The organism is Streptomyces sp. NPDC052109 (assembly GCF_040680195.1).
Lineage (GTDB): Bacteria > Actinomycetota > Actinomycetes > Streptomycetales > Streptomycetaceae > Streptomyces.
Window position 1 is genome coordinate 13,735 of record NZ_JBFAWF010000046.1, and the last position, 19,770, is coordinate 33,504.

General features: G+C 72.3%; 15 protein-coding genes and 1 pseudogene. 12 read left to right on the forward strand and 4 right to left on the reverse strand.

Translation table 11 applies throughout. The features are described 5' to 3' along the window. Window positions 1–211 precede the first annotated feature (211 nt). From AB0L59_RS41665 to AB0L59_RS41675, 3 genes are all read left to right on the forward strand, one after another. Window positions 212–475: a WhiB family transcriptional regulator gene (locus tag AB0L59_RS41665; RefSeq protein ID WP_003975777.1), complete on the forward strand. Its 264-nt coding sequence runs from the start codon at window positions 212–214 to the stop codon at window positions 473–475. 181 nt (window positions 476–656) lie between these two features. Beyond that, entirely contained in the window at window positions 657–4,316 is a 3,660-nt protein-coding gene (locus AB0L59_RS41670; protein WP_365593270.1) for a glycosyltransferase, read from the forward strand. Then, window positions 4,313–5,839 carry a DUF5719 family protein gene (locus AB0L59_RS41675; protein WP_365593272.1) on the forward strand — a complete coding sequence of 509 codons (1,527 nt, stop codon included), beginning with the start codon at window positions 4,313–4,315 and terminating at the stop codon, window positions 5,837–5,839. Before AB0L59_RS41670 ends, AB0L59_RS41675 begins: the two co-directional genes overlap by 4 nt. 370 nt (window positions 5,840–6,209) lie before the next feature. Here AB0L59_RS41675 and AB0L59_RS41680 read toward each other — a convergent pair whose 3' ends face one another. Beyond that, a complete protein-coding gene (locus tag AB0L59_RS41680; RefSeq protein ID WP_365593275.1) occupies window positions 6,210–6,593 on the reverse strand; it encodes a metallopeptidase family protein in 384 nt (127 codons plus the stop codon). A gap of 470 nt (window positions 6,594–7,063) precedes the next feature. Between AB0L59_RS41680 and AB0L59_RS41685 the strand changes: the two genes are divergently transcribed. The 6 genes from AB0L59_RS41685 to AB0L59_RS41710 all read left to right on the forward strand — a co-directional run bounded on the left by AB0L59_RS41685 (window position 7,064) and on the right by AB0L59_RS41710 (window position 13,303). Beyond that, window positions 7,064–7,489, forward strand: a complete 426-nt coding sequence (locus AB0L59_RS41685) for a DUF3499 domain-containing protein (protein ID WP_323376359.1) — start codon at window positions 7,064–7,066, stop codon at window positions 7,487–7,489. Between the two features lie 140 nt (window positions 7,490–7,629). Then, window positions 7,630–8,994, forward strand: a complete 1,365-nt coding sequence (locus tag AB0L59_RS41690) for a phosphomannomutase/phosphoglucomutase (protein ID WP_365593277.1) — start codon at window positions 7,630–7,632, stop codon at window positions 8,992–8,994. A 476-nt stretch (window positions 8,995–9,470) separates the two neighbouring features. After that, window positions 9,471–9,641 carry a Trm112 family protein gene (locus AB0L59_RS41695; RefSeq protein WP_133046004.1) on the forward strand — a complete coding sequence of 57 codons (171 nt, stop codon included), beginning with the start codon at window positions 9,471–9,473 and terminating at the stop codon, window positions 9,639–9,641. Window positions 9,642–9,741: 100 nt separating this feature from the next. Beyond that, the gene (locus AB0L59_RS41700) at window positions 9,742–10,869 is read left to right on the forward strand and encodes an SIS domain-containing protein (protein ID WP_365593280.1); all 1,128 of its coding nucleotides are present in this window, start codon (window positions 9,742–9,744) and stop codon (window positions 10,867–10,869) included. A gap of 152 nt (window positions 10,870–11,021) precedes the next feature. Beyond that, complete coding sequence (gene manA, locus AB0L59_RS41705; protein WP_365593282.1) at window positions 11,022–12,173, forward strand: mannose-6-phosphate isomerase, class I; 1,152 nt, start codon at window positions 11,022–11,024, stop codon at window positions 12,171–12,173. Between the two features lie 149 nt (window positions 12,174–12,322). Next, window positions 12,323–13,303 (forward strand): cation diffusion facilitator family transporter, encoded by a 981-nt coding sequence (locus tag AB0L59_RS41710; RefSeq protein WP_365593285.1) that lies wholly within the window; start codon window positions 12,323–12,325, stop codon window positions 13,301–13,303. A gap of 19 nt (window positions 13,304–13,322) precedes the next feature. Here the strand turns inward: AB0L59_RS41710 and lepB are convergent, their stop codons facing one another. Beyond that, on the reverse strand, window positions 13,323–14,015 hold the full coding sequence (gene lepB / locus AB0L59_RS41715) for a signal peptidase I (protein ID WP_365593287.1): 693 nt from the start codon (window positions 14,013–14,015) through the stop codon (window positions 13,323–13,325). A gap of 342 nt (window positions 14,016–14,357) precedes the next feature. Next, a pseudogene (locus tag AB0L59_RS41720) lies at window positions 14,358–14,525 on the reverse strand (PTS sugar transporter subunit IIA); the annotation flags it as partial. 384 nt (window positions 14,526–14,909) lie between these two features. On the opposite strand from AB0L59_RS41720, the gene ahcY reads away from it, so the two are divergent. Further along, window positions 14,910–16,367, forward strand: a complete 1,458-nt coding sequence (gene ahcY, locus AB0L59_RS41725) for an adenosylhomocysteinase (protein ID WP_365593290.1) — start codon at window positions 14,910–14,912, stop codon at window positions 16,365–16,367. Between the two features lie 213 nt (window positions 16,368–16,580). After that, window positions 16,581–17,195 carry a hypothetical protein gene (locus tag AB0L59_RS41730; protein ID WP_365593292.1) on the forward strand — a complete coding sequence of 205 codons (615 nt, stop codon included), beginning with the start codon at window positions 16,581–16,583 and terminating at the stop codon, window positions 17,193–17,195. A 94-nt stretch (window positions 17,196–17,289) separates the two neighbouring features. Here the strand turns inward: AB0L59_RS41730 and AB0L59_RS41735 are convergent, their stop codons facing one another. Continuing rightward, the gene (locus AB0L59_RS41735; protein WP_365593301.1) at window positions 17,290–18,252 is read right to left on the reverse strand and encodes an RDD family protein; all 963 of its coding nucleotides are present in this window, start codon (window positions 18,250–18,252) and stop codon (window positions 17,290–17,292) included. Window positions 18,253–18,395: 143 nt separating this feature from the next. On the opposite strand from AB0L59_RS41735, the gene AB0L59_RS41740 reads away from it, so the two are divergent. Beyond that, window positions 18,396–19,403, forward strand: a complete 1,008-nt coding sequence (locus tag AB0L59_RS41740) for a stage II sporulation protein M (protein WP_365593295.1) — start codon at window positions 18,396–18,398, stop codon at window positions 19,401–19,403. The last annotated feature ends 367 nt before the right edge of the window (window positions 19,404–19,770 follow it).

Consider the following 19,770-nt stretch of genomic DNA (forward strand, 5'->3'; position numbering starts at 1 on the left):
CGGCGCCCCTCCGGCCTCGTCTGCATGTCGCGGTTTATGGCGATTTGAACACTTTCTGCAAGGCCTTGGTTCCGCAGAGTGAATAACGGGCCCAATAGCAGATCTCGGCTTGACTCGCCCGGAGCAGCACACTTGTAATTTCACTCGTGTCGTTCAGCCGAAATCGGTAACGGCAACGCACGGGGACGCGAAAGACAGACGAGGGGCGCACATGACCGAGCTGGTGCAGCAACTGCTGGTCGACGACGCGGACGAGGAACTCGGCTGGCAGGAGCGCGCGCTGTGCGCCCAGACCGACCCCGAGTCCTTCTTCCCCGAGAAGGGCGGCTCCACCAGAGAGGCGAAGAAGGTCTGCCTCGCCTGCGAGGTCCGCTCCGAGTGCCTCGAGTACGCCCTTGCCAACGACGAGCGTTTCGGGATCTGGGGCGGCCTGTCCGAGCGGGAGCGCCGCCGGCTGAAGAAGGCCGCCGTCTGACCACACATCCACACCAAATCATCACGAACGGCCCGTCGCCGGTGGGTTATCCACAGGCGGCGGGCCGTCGTCATGGTCAGCCGATAGTGTGGTCGCTCGTCCGAGACGCCCCGCTGTCCCCTCGGCCCACGAGAGGGCACGGGTGTCCACCGCAGTCCATCGAACCGGGGCCCGTACCTCGATGTCCGTGCACAGCCATACGGCAGCCCAAGACTCGGCTGCCACACCTGAGTTCCCGCGTCATGTGGTGACCGCGGTCCTCGTCTCCCACGACGGCGCCCGCTGGCTGCCCGACGCCCTCGCCGGGGTCCTCGGCCAGGAGCGCCCCGTCCAGTACGCGGTCGCCGCCGACACCGGCAGCGCGGACGACTCCGCCCGGCTGCTCACCGACGCCCTCGGCGATGCCAACGTCCTGCACCTCGCCCGCCGCACCGGCTTCGGCCAGGCCGTCGAGGAGGCCGTCCGCACCACGCCGGTTCTCACCCCCGAGGAGCTGCCGTACCTCAAGCGCCCCAGCGGCTGGGACCCTGTCACGCGCACCTGGCGCGACGACGCCTACGACATGCCCGAACTGCCGTACGGCGAGCCCATCCAGTGGCTCTGGCTGCTGCACGACGACTGCGCCCCCGAACCCGAGGCCCTGGCCGAGCTGCTGCGGGTCGTCGACAACGAACTGGAGCTGGGCCGCGCCGACGTGGCGGTCGTCGGCCCCAAGCTGCGCGGCTGGTACGACCGCCGGCAACTGCTGGAGGTCGGCGTCTCCATCGCCAACTCCGGCCGCCGCTGGACCGGCCTGGACCGCCGCGAACAGGACCAGGGACAGCACGACCACGTGCGCACCGTGCTGTCCGTCTCCACCGCCGGCATGCTCGTCCGCCGCGACGTCTTCGAACAGCTCGGCGGCTTCGACCGCCGGCTGCCCCTGATGCGCGACGACGTCGACCTGTGCTGGCGCGCCCACACCGCGGGCCACCGCGTCCTGATCGCCCCCGACGCGGTCGTGCGGCACGCCGAGGCCGCTTCCCGCGAGCGCCGCGCCGTCGACTGCATGGGCCGCACCGCCGCCTCCCCGCACAAGGTCGACAAGGCCGGCGCCGTCTACACGCTGCTCGCCAACACCCGCGGATCCGCGCTGCCCTGGGTGCTGCTGCGACTCGTGGTCGGCACCGTCCTGAGGACCGTCGCCTATCTCGTCGGCAAGGTGCCCGGCCAGGCCGTCGACGAGATCCGCGGCCTGCTCGGCACCCTGCTGCGCCCGGAGCGGATCATCGCCGCGCGGCGCCGCCGCGGACCCTCGCAGATCGACAAGGGCGAACTGCGTCAGCTCCTCCCGCCGCCCGGCGCCACCATCCGTGCCACCGTGGAGCAGCTCGCCGCCAACTTCACCAGCGGTTCCGACACCGACACCGCCTCGGCCGGCCGGCACGGCGGGGCCGTGGAGTCCGGACCCGGCGGCGACGACGCCGAATTCCTGGAGATCGAGCAGTTCGCCCGGCTCAAGCGGATCGCCCGCAAGCCCGGCCCCGTGCTCTTCCTCGTCCTGCTCCTCATCTCCCTGGCCGCCTGCCGCGCCCTGCTAGGCGGCGGCGCGCTCGCGGGCGGCGCCCTGCTGCCCGCCCCGGCCGACGCCGGCGAGCTGTGGTCCCGCTTCGCGGACTCCTGGCAGCCGGTGGGCGCGGGCGGCACCTCGTCCGCCCCGCCCTACCTGGCGCTCATCGCGACCCTCGCCACGATCCTGTTCGGCTCCACCGGGCTCGCCGTCACCGTCCTGCTGGTCGCCTCGGTCCCGCTCGCCGGATTCACCGCCTACTTCGCCTCCCGGCCGCTCGTCACCTCCCGGCTGCTGCGCGCCTGGGCGGCCATCGCCTACGCCTTCCTGCCCGCCACCACCGGCGCCCTGGCCGGCGGCCGCATCGGCACCGCCGTACTCGCCGTGCTGCTGCCGCTCATCGCGCGCGCGGGCGTCGCCGCAAGCGGCCTCGCGAACCGTTCCGGCGCACGCGGCAGTTGGCGTGCCACGTGGGCGTACGCGCTCCTGCTGACCATCACCACCGCCTTCACCCCGATCGTCTGGCCGCTCGCGCTGCTCCTCGGCATCGGCGTGCTCGCCCTGCGCCGCGGCGACCTCATCGCCCACGCCCTGCGCTTCCTCGCCCAGCTCGGCACCCCGCTGCTGGTCCTCGCCCCCTGGTCGCTGACCCTGCTCCCGACGGGCTTCTTCAAGGAAGCCGGCCTGCCCTACGGCGCCTCGGCCGCCTCCGCGCTCGACCTGCTCGGCGCCAGCCCCGGTGGCCCCGGCACCCTGCAGGGCCTGACGCTCATCGGCATCGTCCTGGCCGCCCTCGCCGCGCTGCTGCGCTCCGAGCGGCAGCCGGCCATCCGTACCGCCTGGGTGGTCGCCCTGGCCGGCCTCGTCTTCGCCGTCCTGTCCAACAGGTCCGCCTGGGCCGGACCGGCCACCCTCGTCTACGGCATCGCGCTGCTGGCCGCCGCCACCCTCGGTGCCGACGGCGCACGCGCGCGTGTGGCCGAGCAGAGCTTCGGCTGGCGCCAGCCCGTCGCCGCCCTGATCGCCTTGGCCTGCGCCGCGGGCCCGCTGCTCGTCGCCGCCGGCTGGATGGTCCGCGGCGCCGACGGCCCCCTGGAGCGCCGCGACCCGACCCAGGTGCCCGCGTTCGTCGCAGAGGACTCCACCACCGGCGACCGGGCCCGCACCCTGATCCTGGACAGCGACTCCACCGCGCGCGTGCGCTACACCCTGGTCCGCGGCTCCGGCGCCCGGATGGGCGATGCCGAGGTCAGCGCCGCCGACGGCGAGAACACCCGGCTGGACAAGGTCGTCGCCAACCTGATCGCCGGCTCGGGCGCCGACCAGGCCGACGAACTCGGCGGCTTCGCCGTGCGGTACGTCCTCGTCCACAAGGGCGCGCCCCGCGACATCACCCGCGTCCTCGACACCACCCCCGGCCTGTCCCGGCTCAGCCAGCAGAACGGCAGTGCCCTGTGGCGGGTCGACCAGGAGGTCTCCCGCGCCACCATCGTCCCCGCCGGCGGCTCGGGCACCGCCCAGCCGGTCAGTGCCGGACCGGTGGAGATCCACACGACGGTCCCGTCCGGCGCCGCCGGCCGCGTCCTGCGCCTGGCCGACACCGTCTCCGACGGCTGGACGGCCACCCTGGACGGCAAGCCGCTCACCCGTACCACGGTCGACGGCTGGGCCCAAGGCTTCCAACTGCCCTCCGGCGGCGGGAAGCTGGACGTCACCTACGACGACCCGATCACCCACACCGCCTGGCTGTGGGCCCAGGGCGCGCTCGCCGTCGTCCTGGTCGTCCTCGCCCTGCCCGGCCGCCGCCGCGACGTCGACGACGACCTCCCGGAGGAGGAGCCGCCGCCCGCCGAGGCCGCCGCCGGCGAGGGCCGCCGCGCCCGCCGCCTGCGCGCCCAGGCCGAGGAGCAGGCCGGCGACGAGCAGCCGGCCGCACCACCGCTTCCGGAGGAGCCCCCGGCCGCCGTGCCGCACCAGCAGTCCTACGACGACTGGGACCAGGCCGCCTCCTACGCGAACGCGGGATACGCCTACGGAGCCGACCAGTACCAGGACGGCGGCCAGTACCAGCCCTCCGGCTACGACCAGCAGGCCTACCCGGCCGCCGACCCCTACCAGACGGGCCAGTACGACCCGTACGCCTACGGCGGTACGGCAGACCAGATGCCGTACGACCCGACGGCGTACCAGCAGGGCTACGACCCGGCGTACGACCCCGCCCAGCAGGGCTACGACCCGGCCCAGCACCCCCACGGCACCGGTAGCGAGCGCCCCGACGGGAGCCAGCAGTGAACCGCACCACCCTGTCCCTGATCGCCGCCACCACCGCGCTGGCCGCCGTCACGGCCTTCGCCGCGTTCGACGGCCCGTCCGCGTCCGGCGCCTCCGCTCCGAAGGCGGCCGCGAACCTCCCGGTGGAGCGCACCAGCCTGCTCTGCCCGGCACCGAGCATCTCGGACATCGCCGACACGTCGTACACGTCGTTCACGCCCGTCACCCAGGGCACGGCGAGCAGCGGCAAGGCGCAACTCCAAGCGGCGCAGGAGCAGTCGGGCGACGGCACGGACAACTCGCAGACCGGCAAGAGCTCCAAGGGGTCCAAGGGCGGGAAGAAGACCGCCGGCCAGCCGGTGATCGCCCCGAAGGCGCCGGGCACTCCGGCCACCGGTGACACCTCCGGTGCCGACACGCCCGCGCTCATCGGCACCGCCGACGGGAAGTTCGCCCCCGGCTGGACCGTCCAGGAGACCACCGAGGTGGCCGCCGGCACCGGCCGCGGCCTCCAGGGCGTCAACTGCACGGCCGCCGACACCGATTTCTGGTTCCCCGGAGCCAGCACGTCCGCCGACCGCACCGACTACGTGCACCTGACCAACCCCGACGACTCGGCCGCGGTCGTCGACATCGAGCTCTACGGCAAGGACGGCGCGATCAAGGCGCCCCTGGGGGAGAACCTCACCGTCCCGCCGCACGCGAGCAAGCCGATCCTGCTCTCCACCCTCACCGACGAACGGCAGCCCGACCTGACCGTGCACGTCAGCGTGCGCAGCGGCCGGGTCGGCGCGTCCGTGCAGGCCCTGGACGACAAGTCGGGCGGCGACTGGCTGGCCGCGTCCGCCGACCCGGCCGGCAGCCTGGTCCTGCCCGGCATCCCGAAGGACGCCACCGACGTGCGCCTGATCGCCTTCACCCCCGGCGGCGACGACGCCGACCTGAAGGTCCGCCTGGCCTCACCGGACGGCCTGATCACCCCGGCGGGCAACGAGACCCTGCACGTGAAGTCGGGCATGACGACCACCGCCGACCTCGGCGACGTGACCCGCGGCCAGGCCGGCTCCCTGGTCCTCACACCCACCGACCAGTCGGTCCCGGTCGTGGCGGCCCTCCGGGTGGTCCGCGGCAAGGGCGACAAGCAGGAGACGGCCTTCATCCCGGCCACCGCCCCCGTCGGCACGCGCGCGACGGCGGCCGACAACAGCGCCAAGGGCACGACCCTCGCCCTGACCGCGCCCACCGGCACGGCGACGGTCAAGGTGACCGCCTCGGCGGGCAGCGAGGGCGGTACGGCGACGACGAAGACGTACACGATCAAGTCCGGTACCACCGAGAACGTGCCGTTCCCCGTCCCCTCCGCCTTGCAGGGCACCTACGCCCTCACCGTCGAACCCGTCTCCGGCGGCCCGGTCTACGCCTCCCGCACCCTCTCCGCCACCGAGTCCGGAGTCCCCGGCTTCACCATCCAGACCCTGCCGAACGACCGCGGCATGGTGGCGGTGCCGAAGACGACGGAGGATCTGTCGGTCCTGCAGAAGTGAGGGGCGGCGCTTCGCAGCGCGGCTGCGGCGCGGGCGCGCGGGCGACTGCGGGCAGCCGCGCCGTGGCTGCGGCTGTCACGCCGCCGTGGCTGCGGGCAGTCGTGCCGCCAGGGGCGGCGTGTGCGCTGGGGGGCACCCCCTGGGGAAGGCACCCCGCCGGCGCGGGCGAGCGAGACATCCCGTCGCGCAGTGGCAGCGCAGCGGCACCCTGCCGGCGCGGGCAAGTGAAACGCCCCGTCGTCCAGCAGCAGCGCCGGGCACCTTGCCGGCGCGTCCGGCAGAGCCCGAGCCCACTCCGCCCAGCCACAGCACAGCGCACCCATGCGGCAGAGGCACCTCACACCGCCGTAGCCCCGCAGCGGCCCGCAGCCTAGTCCTCCCCGTACCGCGGATCCACGGTCTCCGGCGTCAGTCCGAGCAGCTCGGCCACCTGCTCCACGACCACCTCGTGCACCAGCGCGGCCCGCTCGTCCCGCCCCTTGGTACGGATCTCCACCGGCCGCCGGTACACGACCACCCGCGCCCGCCGCCCCTCCTGCGCCGGAACGACCCCGCCCAACGGCACGGCCTCGTCACTCCACGCCGGCTCCGCGCGCCCCTCCAGCCGAGGCACCTCCAGCACGAGGAAGTCGATGTCGGCCAGCTGCGGCCACCGCCGCTCGAGCCGCTCCACGGAGTCCTGCACCAGGTCGGCGAACACATCGGCACGACTTGCCGCCAGCGGCACCTGCGGCGGCGCGATCGGCCCCCGCATGCCCCGCCCGTGGCGATCACGGCGACGGGGCCCGGGGCCGGCGGCACGGGGCGGTACACGGTTGTCCATCACTGGGGGAAGCCTAGTCCCCGCACGCTCCGCCTGCCCGGCCCCACACGGCAGCCCACGCCCGGCCACACCCCTCACTCACCCCCCGCCCCGCCCCTGCCGGCCGCCTTCCCCCGGGCCGGCCAGGTTCCCGCCGATCAGCCCGCCGCCGATCGGCCGTATGCGAATCCGATCGGCCTCCTCCAACCTGTGTCGCAGGATGACCATTCCAGCCAACGTCTGGCTCGTTTCCGTAACCCTCCAAGACCGCCGAACTCAAGGCAATTGACGGTGTTTGTACCGGCTCATGACCGTATAGAGTCGCGGCCAAAACCCAACGAAAAGCCGTCCGCGCAGGTCAACAGGGCCTCCCCGAAGGGGTGTGTGGGGTGTTTCACAACACGACACAGTGGAGTGACGTGGTGGAGAGTCGTCGCGGCCCGCTCAAGAGTGCGGTACCGTCCAACGTCGTGAGCCCTGTACGTCGCTGTTCGCGAACCGCCTGCGGCCGACCCGCCGTCGCGACGCTGACGTACGTCTACGCCGACTCGACCGCGGTCCTCGGCCCGCTCGCCACCTACGCCGAACCGCACTGTTACGACCTGTGCGCCGAGCACTCCGAGCGCCTCACCGCCCCCCGCGGCTGGGAGGTCGTGCGCCTCCTCGACGGCTCCGCTCCCGCGCGGCCCAGCGGAGACGATCTGGAAGCGCTTGCCAACGCCGTACGCGAGGCGGCCCGCCCCCAGGAGCGCGCGGCCGGGGCGGGCGGCGGCGGAGCCCGTACGGCGGACCCCATGGAAGTCGCCCGCCGCGGCCACCTCCGCGTCCTGCGCTCCCCGGACAACTGAGCCACCACTTCGCCCGTCAAGCCGGCCCACGGCACCCCACCGCTGGTTACGACTGGGCCTCCACCCGGTGTCCGCACACCCGCCCCTTACCCCGGACGGGTAGTTTGTGGGCACACATAGGACTTTCAGGAGGGTTGGCTGTGGCTGCTGATCTGTCGCAGATCGTGAAGGCGTACGACGTACGCGGAGTGGTTCCGGACCAGTGGGACGAGTCACTGGCCGGGCTCTTCGGCGCCGCCTTCGCGGAGGTGACGGGTGCGGCGGCGATCGTCGTCGGCCACGACATGCGGCCCTCGTCCCCCGGCCTGTCCCGCGCCTTCGCGCGCGGCGCGGCGGACCGCGGCGTCGACGTCACCGAGATCGGCCTGTGCTCCACGGACCAGCTGTACTACGCCTCGGGCGCGCTGAACCTGCCCGGCGCCATGTTCACCGCCTCCCACAACCCGGCCCAGTACAACGGCATCAAGCTGTGCCGAGCGGGTGCCGCCCCGGTCGGCCAGGACACCGGCCTCACCCAGATCCGCGAACTGGTCGAGCGCTGGCTGGAGTCGGGCGCGCCGGAACCCGTCGCCCGGCCGGGAACCCTGACCACCCGTGAGACGTTGGACGACTACGCGGCGCACCTCCGCTCGCTCGTCGACCTGACCTCCATCCGCCCGCTGAAGGTCGTGGTCGACGCCGGCAACGGCATGGGCGGCCACACGGTCCCGTCCGTCTTCGCCGGCCTGCCCCTGACCCTCGTCCCGATGTACTTCGAACTGGACGGCACCTTCCCCAACCACGAGGCCAACCCGCTCGACCCGGCCAACCTCGTGGACCTGCAGAAGCGTGTCCCGGCGGAGGGCGCGGACCTCGGCATCGCCTTCGACGGCGACGCCGACCGGTGCTTCGTCGTGGACGAGCACGGCGACCCGGTCTCCCCGTCCGCGATCACCGCGCTGGTCGCCGCCCGCGAACTCGCCCGCCACGGAGGCAAGGGCACGATCATCCACAACCTCATCACGTCCCGTACGGTCCCGGAGGTCGTGAAGGAAAACGGGGGGACCCCGGTCCGCACCCGTGTCGGCCACTCCTTCATCAAGGCCGAGATGGCCCGCTCCGGCGCGATCTTCGGCGGCGAGCACTCCGCGCACTACTACTTCAAGGACTTCTGGAACGCGGACACGGGCATGCTTGCCGCCCTGCACGTCCTGGCCGCCCTCGGCGGCCAGGACGGTGCCCTGTCCTCGCTCGTCGCCCAGTACGACCGCTACGTCGGCTCCGGCGAGATCAACTCCACCGTCGCCGACCAGTCCGCCCGCCTCGCCGCGATCCGCTCCGCGTACCAGGACCGCGCCGACGTCACCCTGGACGACCTCGACGGCCTCACCGTCGCGGCCCCCGACTGGTGGTTCAACGTCCGCCCCTCCAACACCGAGCCCCTCCTCCGCCTGAACGCGGAGGCGAAGGACGAGGCGACGATGACCAAGATCAGGGACGAGGCCCTCGCCATCATCAGGTCCTGAACCCACGGCCCCTCTCCACCCCACCGGCCCCGGCACCCCGCCCACGCCCTTCGGCAGCCCGAGTGTGGTGCCGTGGCCCCGTCTTCCGGCCGCCCGGGCACGGAGCGGTGGCCACGCCTTCCAGGCGCCCGAGCCACGGTGCCGTGGTCCCCTCCTCCGGCCGCCCGGATCACGGTGCCGTGGTCCCCTCCTCCGGCCGCCCGGGTCACGGCGTCGTGGCTTTGCCCTCTGGGCGTCCGGGCCGTGGCGGCGTGACTTTGCCTATCAGCCGGCCGCGTCGCCGCGCCGGGACCGCGCCTGCCGGCCGGCCGAGTCATGGTGCCGTGGGCGCGCCTTTCAGCCGACCGGGTCGGGTGGTGGACGGCACAGGCCGGGGCGGAGCCCCCTGGGGCAGTGCCGAGAGCCCAGCTCGGCCCGGCCAACAGCGGTACGCTGACCAGCGGCCAAAGAAACCTCAGCCCCCGAAGGGACACCCCATGCCGCTCGAAGCCGGCCTCCTGGAGATCCTCGCCTGCCCGGCCTGCCACGCCCCTCTCAAGGAGCAGGACACCGAGCTGATCTGCACCGGCCAGGACTGCGGCCTCGCCTACCCGGTCCGCGACGACATCCCGGTCCTCCTCGTGGACGAGGCCCGCCGCCCGGCGTAACGCCAAGGCGTCACCCCGTACGGGGCCCACCCCCGTTCAGGAACCACTCCTTACAGGACCCACTCCGCACAGGACCCCCGGCGATCGGAGGCAACCGCCCATGCTGGACGAATCGCTGCTCGACACCCCGGAGGGCCTCGCCGCGGCCGACCGCCGAGGCCTGCTGCGCGGCGCCGCCGAGGCCGGCGCCCGCGTCCGCACCGCCGTCCGGCACGCCGGCGAGGCCGGCATCGGCGACCTCAAGCCCGACGGCCGCCCCCGCGCCGTCCTCATCGCCGGCCCGGGCGCCGCCGCCACCCACACGGCCGACCTCCTCGGCACACTGGCCGGCGTCGGCAGCCCCGTCGTCCGCCTGGCCCCGACCGGCGTCGCCCCGGCCGCGGGCGCCCTGCGCTGGGAACTCCCGGGCTGGGCCGGCTCCGTCGACCTGCTCCTGATCGCCACCCCGGACGGCACCGAACCCAGCCTCTCCCTCCTCGCCGACCAGGCCTACCGCCGAGGCTGCTCACTGGTCGCCGTCGCCCCGCCCGGCACCCCGCTCGCGGAGGCCGTCTCCGGCGCCCACGGCCTCTTCGTACCGATGGCGACAGCGCCGTACGACCACGACGAACCGCTCGCCGCGTCCTCCCCGGGCGTCTTCTGGGCGCTGCTCACCCCGCTGCTCGCGCTGCTGGACCGGGTCGGACTGCTCAGCGCCCCGCCGGAGGCCCTGGAGAAGGTCGCCGACCGGCTGGACCACATCGCCGAGCGGTGCGGACCCGCCATCGCGACGTACAGCAACCCGGCCAAGACCCTGGCCGCCGAACTCGCCGACGCGCTCCCCGTGGTGTGGACGGAAGGGGCCGCGGCGGGCCCCGCCGGGCGCCGTTTCGTCGCCGCCCTCGCCGAACTCGCCGGCCGCCCCGCGCTCGTCGCGGAACTCCCCGAGGCGCTCTCCGCGCACAGCGCCCTGCTGGCCGGCCCGCTGGCCGCCAGTGCCGACCCGGACGACTTCTTCCGCGACCGCGTCGAGGAGCCACCCGCGCTGCACGCGCGCGTAGTGCTGCTGCGCGACCGCCCGATCGGCGGCCTGACCGCCGCTCCGGCCGCCCGTGACCTCGCCCTGAGCCACGACACGCCGATCAGCGAGCTCGAACCGGAGGAGGGCGGCGAACTGGAGACCCTCGCGGAACTGATCGCCGTCACGGATTTCGCCGCTGTTTACCTGGCGCTCGCTTCCGGGGCCTGATGTTTACTCCGGGCCGCACGACCCGCGCCCACCCCAGCACGACAGCGCGGCCCCCCACAGCGGGTCAGCCGGCAGCCCGAACGACAGCGCGGCGGCCGGCGCCACCGCCGGCGCCGGCTGAGCAGCCGTACATACGGAGACAGAGAAGACACATGGACCGCCTCGACAACACCATCCGCCCCTACGCCTGGGGTTCCCCCACCGCCATCCCGCACCTCCTCGGCGTCGAGCCGACCGCTGAACCGCAGGCGGAGATGTGGATGGGCGCGCACCCGGGCGCCCCCTCGCGCACCGAGCGCGGGACGCTCGTCGAGGCCATCGACGCGGACCCGGAGGCCGAGCTGGGCAAGGCGGCCGTGGCGAAGTTCGGCCCGCACCTGCCCTTCCTCCTCAAGATCCTCGCCGCCGGCGCGCCCCTCTCCCTCCAGGTGCACCCCGACCTGGAGCAGGCCAAGGAGGGTTACGCCGACGAGGAGCGCCGCGGCATCCCGGTCGACGCCCCGCACCGCAACTACAAGGACGCCAACCACAAGCCCGAACTCATCTGCGCCCTCACCGAGTTCGACGGCCTGTGCGGCTTCCGCGACCCGGCCCGGGCCGCCGACCTGCTGGACGGACTCGGCGTCGCCACCCTCAAGCCGTACGTCGACCTGCTGCACGCCCAGCCCGAGGACGCGGCCCTGCGCGAGGTCCTCACCGCGATCCTCACCGCCGACCCCGAGGAGATGGCGCGCACGGTCGCCGAGGCCGCTGACGCCTGCGCCCGCCTCGGCGGCGACTACACCCCCTACGCCGAGATCGCCCAGCACTACCCGGGCGACCCCGGCGTCATCGCGGCCATGCTGCTGAACCACGTCCGCCTGCAGCCCGGCGAGGCCCTGTTCCTCGGCGCCGGCATCCCGCACGCGTACCTGAACGGCCTCGGCGTCGAAATCATGGCGAACTCCGACAACGTCCTGCGCTGCGGCCTGACCCCCAAGCACGTCGACGTCCCCGAACTCCTGCGCATCGTCCGCTTCGAGGCCGGCGACCCGGGCGTCCTGCGCCCCGAGTCCTCCCCGGCCGGCGAAGAGGTCTACGAGACGCCGATCGACGAGTTCCGCCTCTCCCGGTACGTCCTCCCCGAGGGCGGCCCCGCCCGCGACCTCACCCGTGACACCCCGCAGATCCTGCTCTGCACGGCCGGTTCGGTCCGGGCGGCCGAGTACCGGCTGAACCCGGGGCAGTCGGTCTTCGTCCCGGCCGGCGAGACGGCGGAGATCTCGGGCACGGGCACGCTGTTCCGCGCCACTGTGATCGTATGACCGGGGTTGTGGATACCTGACGCACCGGGTCCCGGCCGGGCTGCGAGAATGGCCCACCGGCAAAGGCCGGGCAAAGCCGGGACACGCCTGGGCGGCGTGGCCGTACCAGGGCTCCTAGGGCCTCAGAGGCGAAGGGACAACGCGAACACATGAGCGCGTCAGGCGGTACCAAAGCGATCGTGGCGGCACTCGGCGCCAACCTCGCGATCGCGGCATCGAAGTTCGTGGCGTTCGCGTTCAGCGGCTCCTCCTCGATGCTCGCCGAGGGCGTCCACTCGCTCGCCGACTCCGGCAACCAGTTCCTGCTGCTCATCGGCGGCAAGAGGGCCCAGCGCGAGGCGACCCCGCAGCACCCCTTCGGCTACGGCCGCGAGCGCTTCATCTACGCCTTCCTGGTCTCGATCGTCCTGTTCTCCATCGGCGGCATGTTCGCCATCTATGAGGGCTACGAGAAGATCAGCCACCCGCACCAACTGGAGAACTGGTACTGGCCGGTGGGCGTCCTGGTCTTCGCGGTCGTCGCCGAGGGCTTCTCCTTCCGCACGGCCATCAAGGAGTCCAACGAACTGCGCGGCCGACTGTCCTGGGCCCAGTTCATCCGCCGTGCCAAGGCCCCCGAGCTGCCCGTGGTCCTGCTGGAGGACTTCGGCGCGCTCATCGGCCTGGTCCTCGCCCTGCTCGGCGTCGGCCTCGCGGTTCTCACCGGCGACGGCGTCTGGGACGGCATCGGCACGGTCTGCATCGGTGTCCTGCTCGTCTGCATCGCCCTGGTCCTGGCCGCCGAGACCAAGTCCCTGCTGCTCGGCGAGGCCGCCGGTGCCGACGTGGTCAAGCAGATCGAGACCGCCATGGTCGACGGAGACACGGTCACCGGCGTCATCCACATGCGCACGCTGCACCTCGGCCCCGAGGAGCTGCTGGTCGCCGCCAAGATCGCCGTCCGGCACGAGGACACGGCCGCCGAGGTCGCGAACGCCATCAACGCCGCCGAGGCCCGCATCCGCGCCGCCGTCCCCATCGCCCGCGTCATCTACCTGGAACCGGACATCTACAGCGACGCCGAGGCCGCCAGGGGCCCGGACCCGGAGGCCACCCCGGGCGGCCCGAACCCGCACGCCGCCGGGCACTGAGCCCGAAGCCGCAGCTCGCTCAGCTCCCCGTCGACCGCGTCGGCCAGGGCAACTGCGGCACGGTCGGCGCCTTCCGCCGTCGTACGACGAGGAAACCGATCCCCAGCCCGATGCCGGTGAGGACCAGCACCGCGCCGAGAAGCACGGCCGTACCCAGTGCCACCGCGACCTTACGCTCCTCCGTCACCCGGCCCCGCACGGCGTCCACCGGAACCGTCCCACCGTGGTCCGTGGGAAAGGCGCGCGAGTCCATGGCGTCCGCCCGGTGGTCGCCCAGCAGGAACAGCCGGCCCTGCGGCACCCTGACGTCGTACGACCGGTGCTGGCCGTCGGCGTCGCCCCCGCTGACGTAGGGCTCCTCGATCGGTGCGCCGTTCACGGTGACCCGCTCCTCGGAGCCCACGCGCGTGCAGCAGGCCACACGATCGCCGCCCACAGCGATCACACGCTGCATGACGACCCCGTCGGACGCGTAGCGCCCCGGCGCGGAGAAGACCACGACATCACCGCGCCGCACCTCGCCGCCGCCTACCTTCTCCCACACGACCCGCTGCCCCGGTGTGTAGGTCGGCGACATACTTTCGCTCGGCACGGTCCCGGTGCCGTACGCGCTGTTGGCATAGACGACCGTGCCGATGCCCAGCACCAGCCCCAGCAGCCCCACCACGAGCGCCGCAATCCCGAGTCCACGTCCCGGCCCTGCCCCCACCATGCCCCGCCCTCCCCATACGACCCGTCATACGACCCGTCCGCGGCCCGGAGAATAGCGCGACTCTGTGTACCCCCTGCGCCACCGGACACAGCAAGCGGGCCCCGGCCCGCAAGCCGTGGGCTTCAAGCGAAGGGCCGCGAGGCCGGAATGCACCCGAAGGCCGGAGCCCGCACCGCCGGGGGCCCGCATCGCGCGGTCCTCGGGCCCGAGACCGAAACTCGTCCCTGCCGGTTCCCGAGCCGTGAGGCTGGAAGATCCGCACCCCGCCGGTCCCTGTGGGCCAAGGACCCGGGCCCGAGTCGGCGGCCTGGCTCGCGCGAGGCCGGGGCCCCGCCGCCCGGCTCAGCCGACTGCGTCGAGCACGTCGAGCACCGGCCGCTCGTCCCGCGCGGCCGGCAACCGCTCCCGATAGCCGGGGGCCGTCAGACTGCGCGAGAGCGGCGCGAGGATCTGCAGATGATCACAGCCGGCGGCAGCCTCCGGTACGGCGATCACGAAGATCAGCCTGGCCGGCGCGGTCACGACGTCCGAATTGGCATGCGGGATCCCGGTCTGCAGGTCCCCCTCCACCGGGTCCCCCGCGGTTTCCGTACCCCTGCGGCCGCGCTGCCGCCCCCGCGCCCCACCTCGAAACCGCCTCTCCCACGGCTCGAACCGTACGAAGGCGGACTGGGGCCGACCGGGCCGTCCGGTGTAGCTTGGGACGGAGCCAGACGTCGCTGCTGATGGCGGTCGGGCGGTGCCAGGACGGGCCGGCCGAGGGAGAGAGGGCCTCCGACGGACTGCGCTGCGCGCACGTGGGCATGCCTGTGTCCTCTTCTCGGGCACCCCTGTGTCCGCCGCCGCGCAGACCAGCCGTACCCACCTCGCCCCGATACCGAGGAGCAGCTCGTAATGACGACTGTCGACAACCGACAGGACTTCAAGGTCGCCGACCTCTCGCTGGCCGAGTTCGGCCGCAAGGAGATCACCCTCGCCGAGCACGAGATGCCCGGCCTGATGGCGATCCGCAAGGAGTACGCCGAGGCCCAGCCGCTCGCCGGCGCCCGCGTCACCGGCTCTCTGCACATGACCGTGCAGACCGCCGTCCTGATCGAGACCCTGGTCGCCCTCGGCGCCCAGGTCCGCTGGGCCTCCTGCAACATCTTCTCCACCCAGGACCACGCGGCCGCCGCCATCGCCGTCGGCCCCGACGGCACGCCCGACAACCCGCAGGGCGTCCCGGTCTTCGCCTGGAAGGGCGAGACCCTGGAGGAGTACTGGTGGTGCACCGAGCAGGCGCTGACCTGGCCGGACAGCCCCACCGGCGGCCCGAACATGATCCTGGACGACGGTGGTGACGCCACCCTCCTCGTCCACAAGGGCGTCGAGTACGAGAAGGCCGGTGAGGTCCCCGCCCTGGACACCGCCGAGTCCGACGAGCACCGCGTCATCCTCCAGCTGCTGCACCGCACCCTGGGCGAGAACCCCCAGAAGTGGACCCAGCTGGCCTCCGAGATCCGCGGCGTCACCGAGGAGACCACCACGGGTGTCCACCGCCTGTACGAGATGCAGCGCGAGGGCTCCCTCCTCTTCCCGGCGATCAACGTCAACGACTCGGTCACCAAGTCGAAGTTCGACAACAAGTACGGCTGCCGCCACTCCCTGGTCGACGGCATCAACCGCGCCACCGACGTCCTGATCGGCGGCAAGACCGCCGTCGTCTGCGGCTACGGCGACGTGGGCAAGGGGTGCGCCGAGTCCCTGCGCGGCCAGGGCGCCCGCGTGATCATCACCGAGATCGACCCGATCTGCGCCCTGCAGGCGGCGATGGACGGCTACCAGGTCACCACCCTCGACGAGGTCGTCGAGACCGCCGACATCTTCATCACCACCACCGGCAACAAGGACATCATCCTTGCGTCGGACATGGCGAAGATGAAGCACCAGGCGATCGTCGGCAACATCGGCCACTTCGACAACGAGATCGACATGGCCGGCCTCGCCAAGGTCCCCGGCATCGTCAAGGACGAGGTCAAGCCGCAGGTCCACACCTGGAAGTTCCCCGACGGCAAGGTGATCATCGTCCTGTCCGAGGGCCGCCTGCTGAACCTGGGCAACGCCACCGGCCACCCGTCGTTCGTGATGTCCAACTCCTTCGCGGACCAGACCCTGGCCCAGATCGAGCTGTTCACCAAGCCCGACGAGTACCCGACCGGCGTCTACGTGCTGCCCAAGCACCTCGACGAGAAGGTCGCCCGCCTCCACCTGGACGCGCTCGGCGTCAAGCTCACCAAGCTGCGCCCGGAGCAGGCCGCGTACATCGGCGTGGAGGTCGACGGCCCGTTCAAGTCGGACCACTACCGCTACTGAGCCGGCGATTCCCCGGTCCCGCCCGCCAAGGAGTGCGCCGGTGCACCACCGCGCTCCCCGGCAGCAGGTCCCTCGAGGCAGGCCCCCGCACCCCCGTGCCGGGGGCCTGCCCCTTTGACCGGCCCGCCCGGACCAGAGGAATCGGAAGTGGCTCGAACCGGACCGGAGGAGCCGCAAGCCGGCCGACCGTCAGCCCCGAGACCCAGGACACCCATGCCCCGCGGCCGTTATTCGCTCCACGATCCGCACGATCACACCCCCCTCGGTGAAGAACACTTCCAATGCGCGCCCGGCCCGTCCGGCTGGCGCTACGTCTCACGGCTGACCAGCCCCACCGGCGATCACCGTGGCTCGGTCGACCTCGCGCTGGACGACCTCGGCCGCCCCATCCGCCTCGAACTCCAGGCGGGGGAGTGGCAAGTCCGCGGTGCCGCCCTCGACGGCGTCACCTGGGTCCGCACCGACCCCACCGGAGCCCATGCCACCGAAGGCAATGTGCGCGCCCACGCCTTCACCGGCACGTCCCCCGCGTTCCTCGTCGCCACCGCCCGTCTTCTGCGCCTCACCCCCTCGTCCCCCGCGACCCGCGTACGCCTGGTCGCCTTCACGGACCCGGTCCTGGCCCCCCGCACCGTGGACCAGTCCTGGGCCCTGGTGAACAGCGAAGCACACGCCACTGACAACGGCCCCCTGATCGTGGACGAATACCAGGTCACAGCCCTGGACACCGGCGAACGGCACACCGTCCACATCGCCGGCGACGTCGTCCTGGCAGCGCCCGGAATCGAGCTCGAGGACCTGCGGTCTCCGCCGTCGACGTTCGACTGAACGGCGGGACCGCGACACCACCGGAACAGGCACCGCCAAGCCCCCTGGAACGGGGCGGGCGCGCCCCATGAACAGAGACCGCGCCGACTCCGCGCTAAGCCGGCGGTGCAAAACCGGTGGCCGGTCGGTCGGCCGGAGGCGCGTCCCGCGGAGGCATGGAAGGCGGAACCAGTGGTGCCTGCGGTTGCCTGCTCCAGCCCTGCGGCCGGTCCGGCCGAGGGGGCTGCTGCGCCCCGCCCGCCGACGCGGCAGCGGTCGGCTCATACCCCGCCGGCGTGCCGGGCGGCGTCACCGGCGGGGCGAAACCGCCGACGCCGAACGCCTGGCGGGCCTCGCGCGACTGCCGCTCGTGCACCACCGCCGCGAGGAAGGCGGCCGCCGGCAGATCCTGCGGCACCGACGCACCCGTCCGCGCCGCGAGTTCGGCCGCCAGCCGCTGGGCCATCCCCAGCGAAACCTGCGGATCCAGCTGTCCCATCCGCGTCAGATACTGCCGGACCGCGAGCCACAGGGCGTCCGGCACCGCCGACAGGTCCAGCTCGGCGAACCGCCCCGCCAGCCACGGCGGCGGTGGCGGAACGAAGCCGGCCCGGCCGACCGGCACCCGCTCACGCACGACCAGGGTGCCCGCGAACACGTCCCCGAGCCGTCGGCCGCGCGCCGACACCAGCGACGCGATACAGGCGATCACACCGAAGGTCATCAGGATCTCGACCACGCCGATAGCACCCCGCACCAGCGCGTGCCGGAAGCGGATCGGTCCACCGTCGTCCCGCACCACCCGGAGCCCGAACGCCAGCTTGCCCAGCGAACGCCCGCGGCTGAGCGTCTCCACCGCGATCGGCCCGCCGACCAGCACCAACAGAAACGTCGCGATCGACAACGCCACCTGCGCGGCCTCGTCCAGGGAAGCCGTCGACATCACCACCGCGATGGTGACCACGATGTAGGCGACCACGGCCACCACAAGATCGAGCAACACGGCCAGGGCCCTGCTCGGCAGCTTCGCCGGCCGCAGCTCGAGCGCCACCGCCTCGCCCGTCACCAGCTCACTCACGCCCGCCGTCCTTCCCTGATCCGCCCCCGGAAGCGCAAGTCTGCCAAGCTGTGGGCGCATCGCGCCCCCGTACGACAAGCTGATCGCAATCGAGAGCATCCACGACGAGCAGTCGACGACCAGCCGAGGAGCAGGCAGACCCCATGGACCTGGACGTCTTCGTCTCCATACACCGAGCCGAATGGGACCGCCTCGACGCGCTGCTCCGCCGCAGGCGCCGCCTGAACGGCTCCGAGGCCGACGAACTCGTCGCCCTCTACCAGCGCACAGCCACCCATCTGTCCCTCATCCAGTCCAGCGCTCCGGACCCACAGCTCACAGGACGGCTCAGCCAACTGGTGGCACGCGCGCGTAGCGCTGTCACCGGCACCCGCCGCGCCTCATGGCGCGACGTCACCCGCTTCCTGACCCGGGGCTTTCCCGCCGCGGTGTACCGCGCTCGTCACTGGTGGGTACCCACCGCCCTGATATCCACGGCCATAGCGATCCTCCTGGGCTGGTGGATCGGCACCCACCCGGACGTACAGTCGTCGATCGCGGCCCCCGGCCGGCTGCGCGATCTGACCCGCCCCGGCGGTGAGTACGAGACGTACTACTCCAGCCATCCCGCGGCGGCATTCGCCGCCCAAGTGTGGACGAACAACGCCCAGGCAGCCGCGATGTGCCTGGTCCTGGGTGTCTTCCTGGGCCTGCCCGTCCTCTGGATCCTCTTCGAGAACATGCTCAATCTGGGCGTCGGCTTCGGCCTGATGTCCTCCGCCGGCCGACTCGACACGTTCCTCGGCCTGGTCCTGCCGCACGGCCTGCTCGAACTGACCGCGGTCTTCATCGCCGCCGGTACGGGACTGCGCCTGGGCTGGACACTCGTAGACCCCGGTCCACGGACCCGGCGCACGGCCCTCGCGGAAGAAGGACGCGCCGCGGTCGGTATGGCGATCGGCCTCGCCCTGGTCCTCTTCGTCTCCGGCGCGATCGAAGGTTTCGTCACCCCGTCCGGCCTGCCGACCTGGGCCCGCATCGGGATCGGCGTCCTGGCTGAACTCGCGTTCCTGACGTACGTCTATGTCCTGGGTAGTCGGGCGGTACGTGCAGGTGAGACCGGCGATCTCGAAGCGGCGGACCGTAGCGCCACAGTCCCCACCGCCGCCTGATGTGCGTCCCAGCGCTGTGAGCTGCTAGTCTCCTCTTCGCCCCACAAGAGCTGTTGACACAGCTGGCGTGGGGAGGTAGATTCAAACAGTTGCCTAGAACTGGACAAGTTGCCGGGCAGACGTTAGAGTCTACGAGCTTCTCGAGAATGTCGAGAACGACTTCTCCGAGAAGCACCTCCCGATTACTCAGGAATGAGCGGCCGGTCAGACCGGCCAAAAGCTTCTGATAAAGTCGGAACCGCCGGAAAGGAAACCGCGAGAGAAAAGCGGGAGCCTGGAAAGCACCGAGGAAATCGGATCGAGAAAAGATCTGATAGAGTCGGAAACACCGAAGGGAAGCGCCCGGAGGAAAGCCCGAGAGGGTGAG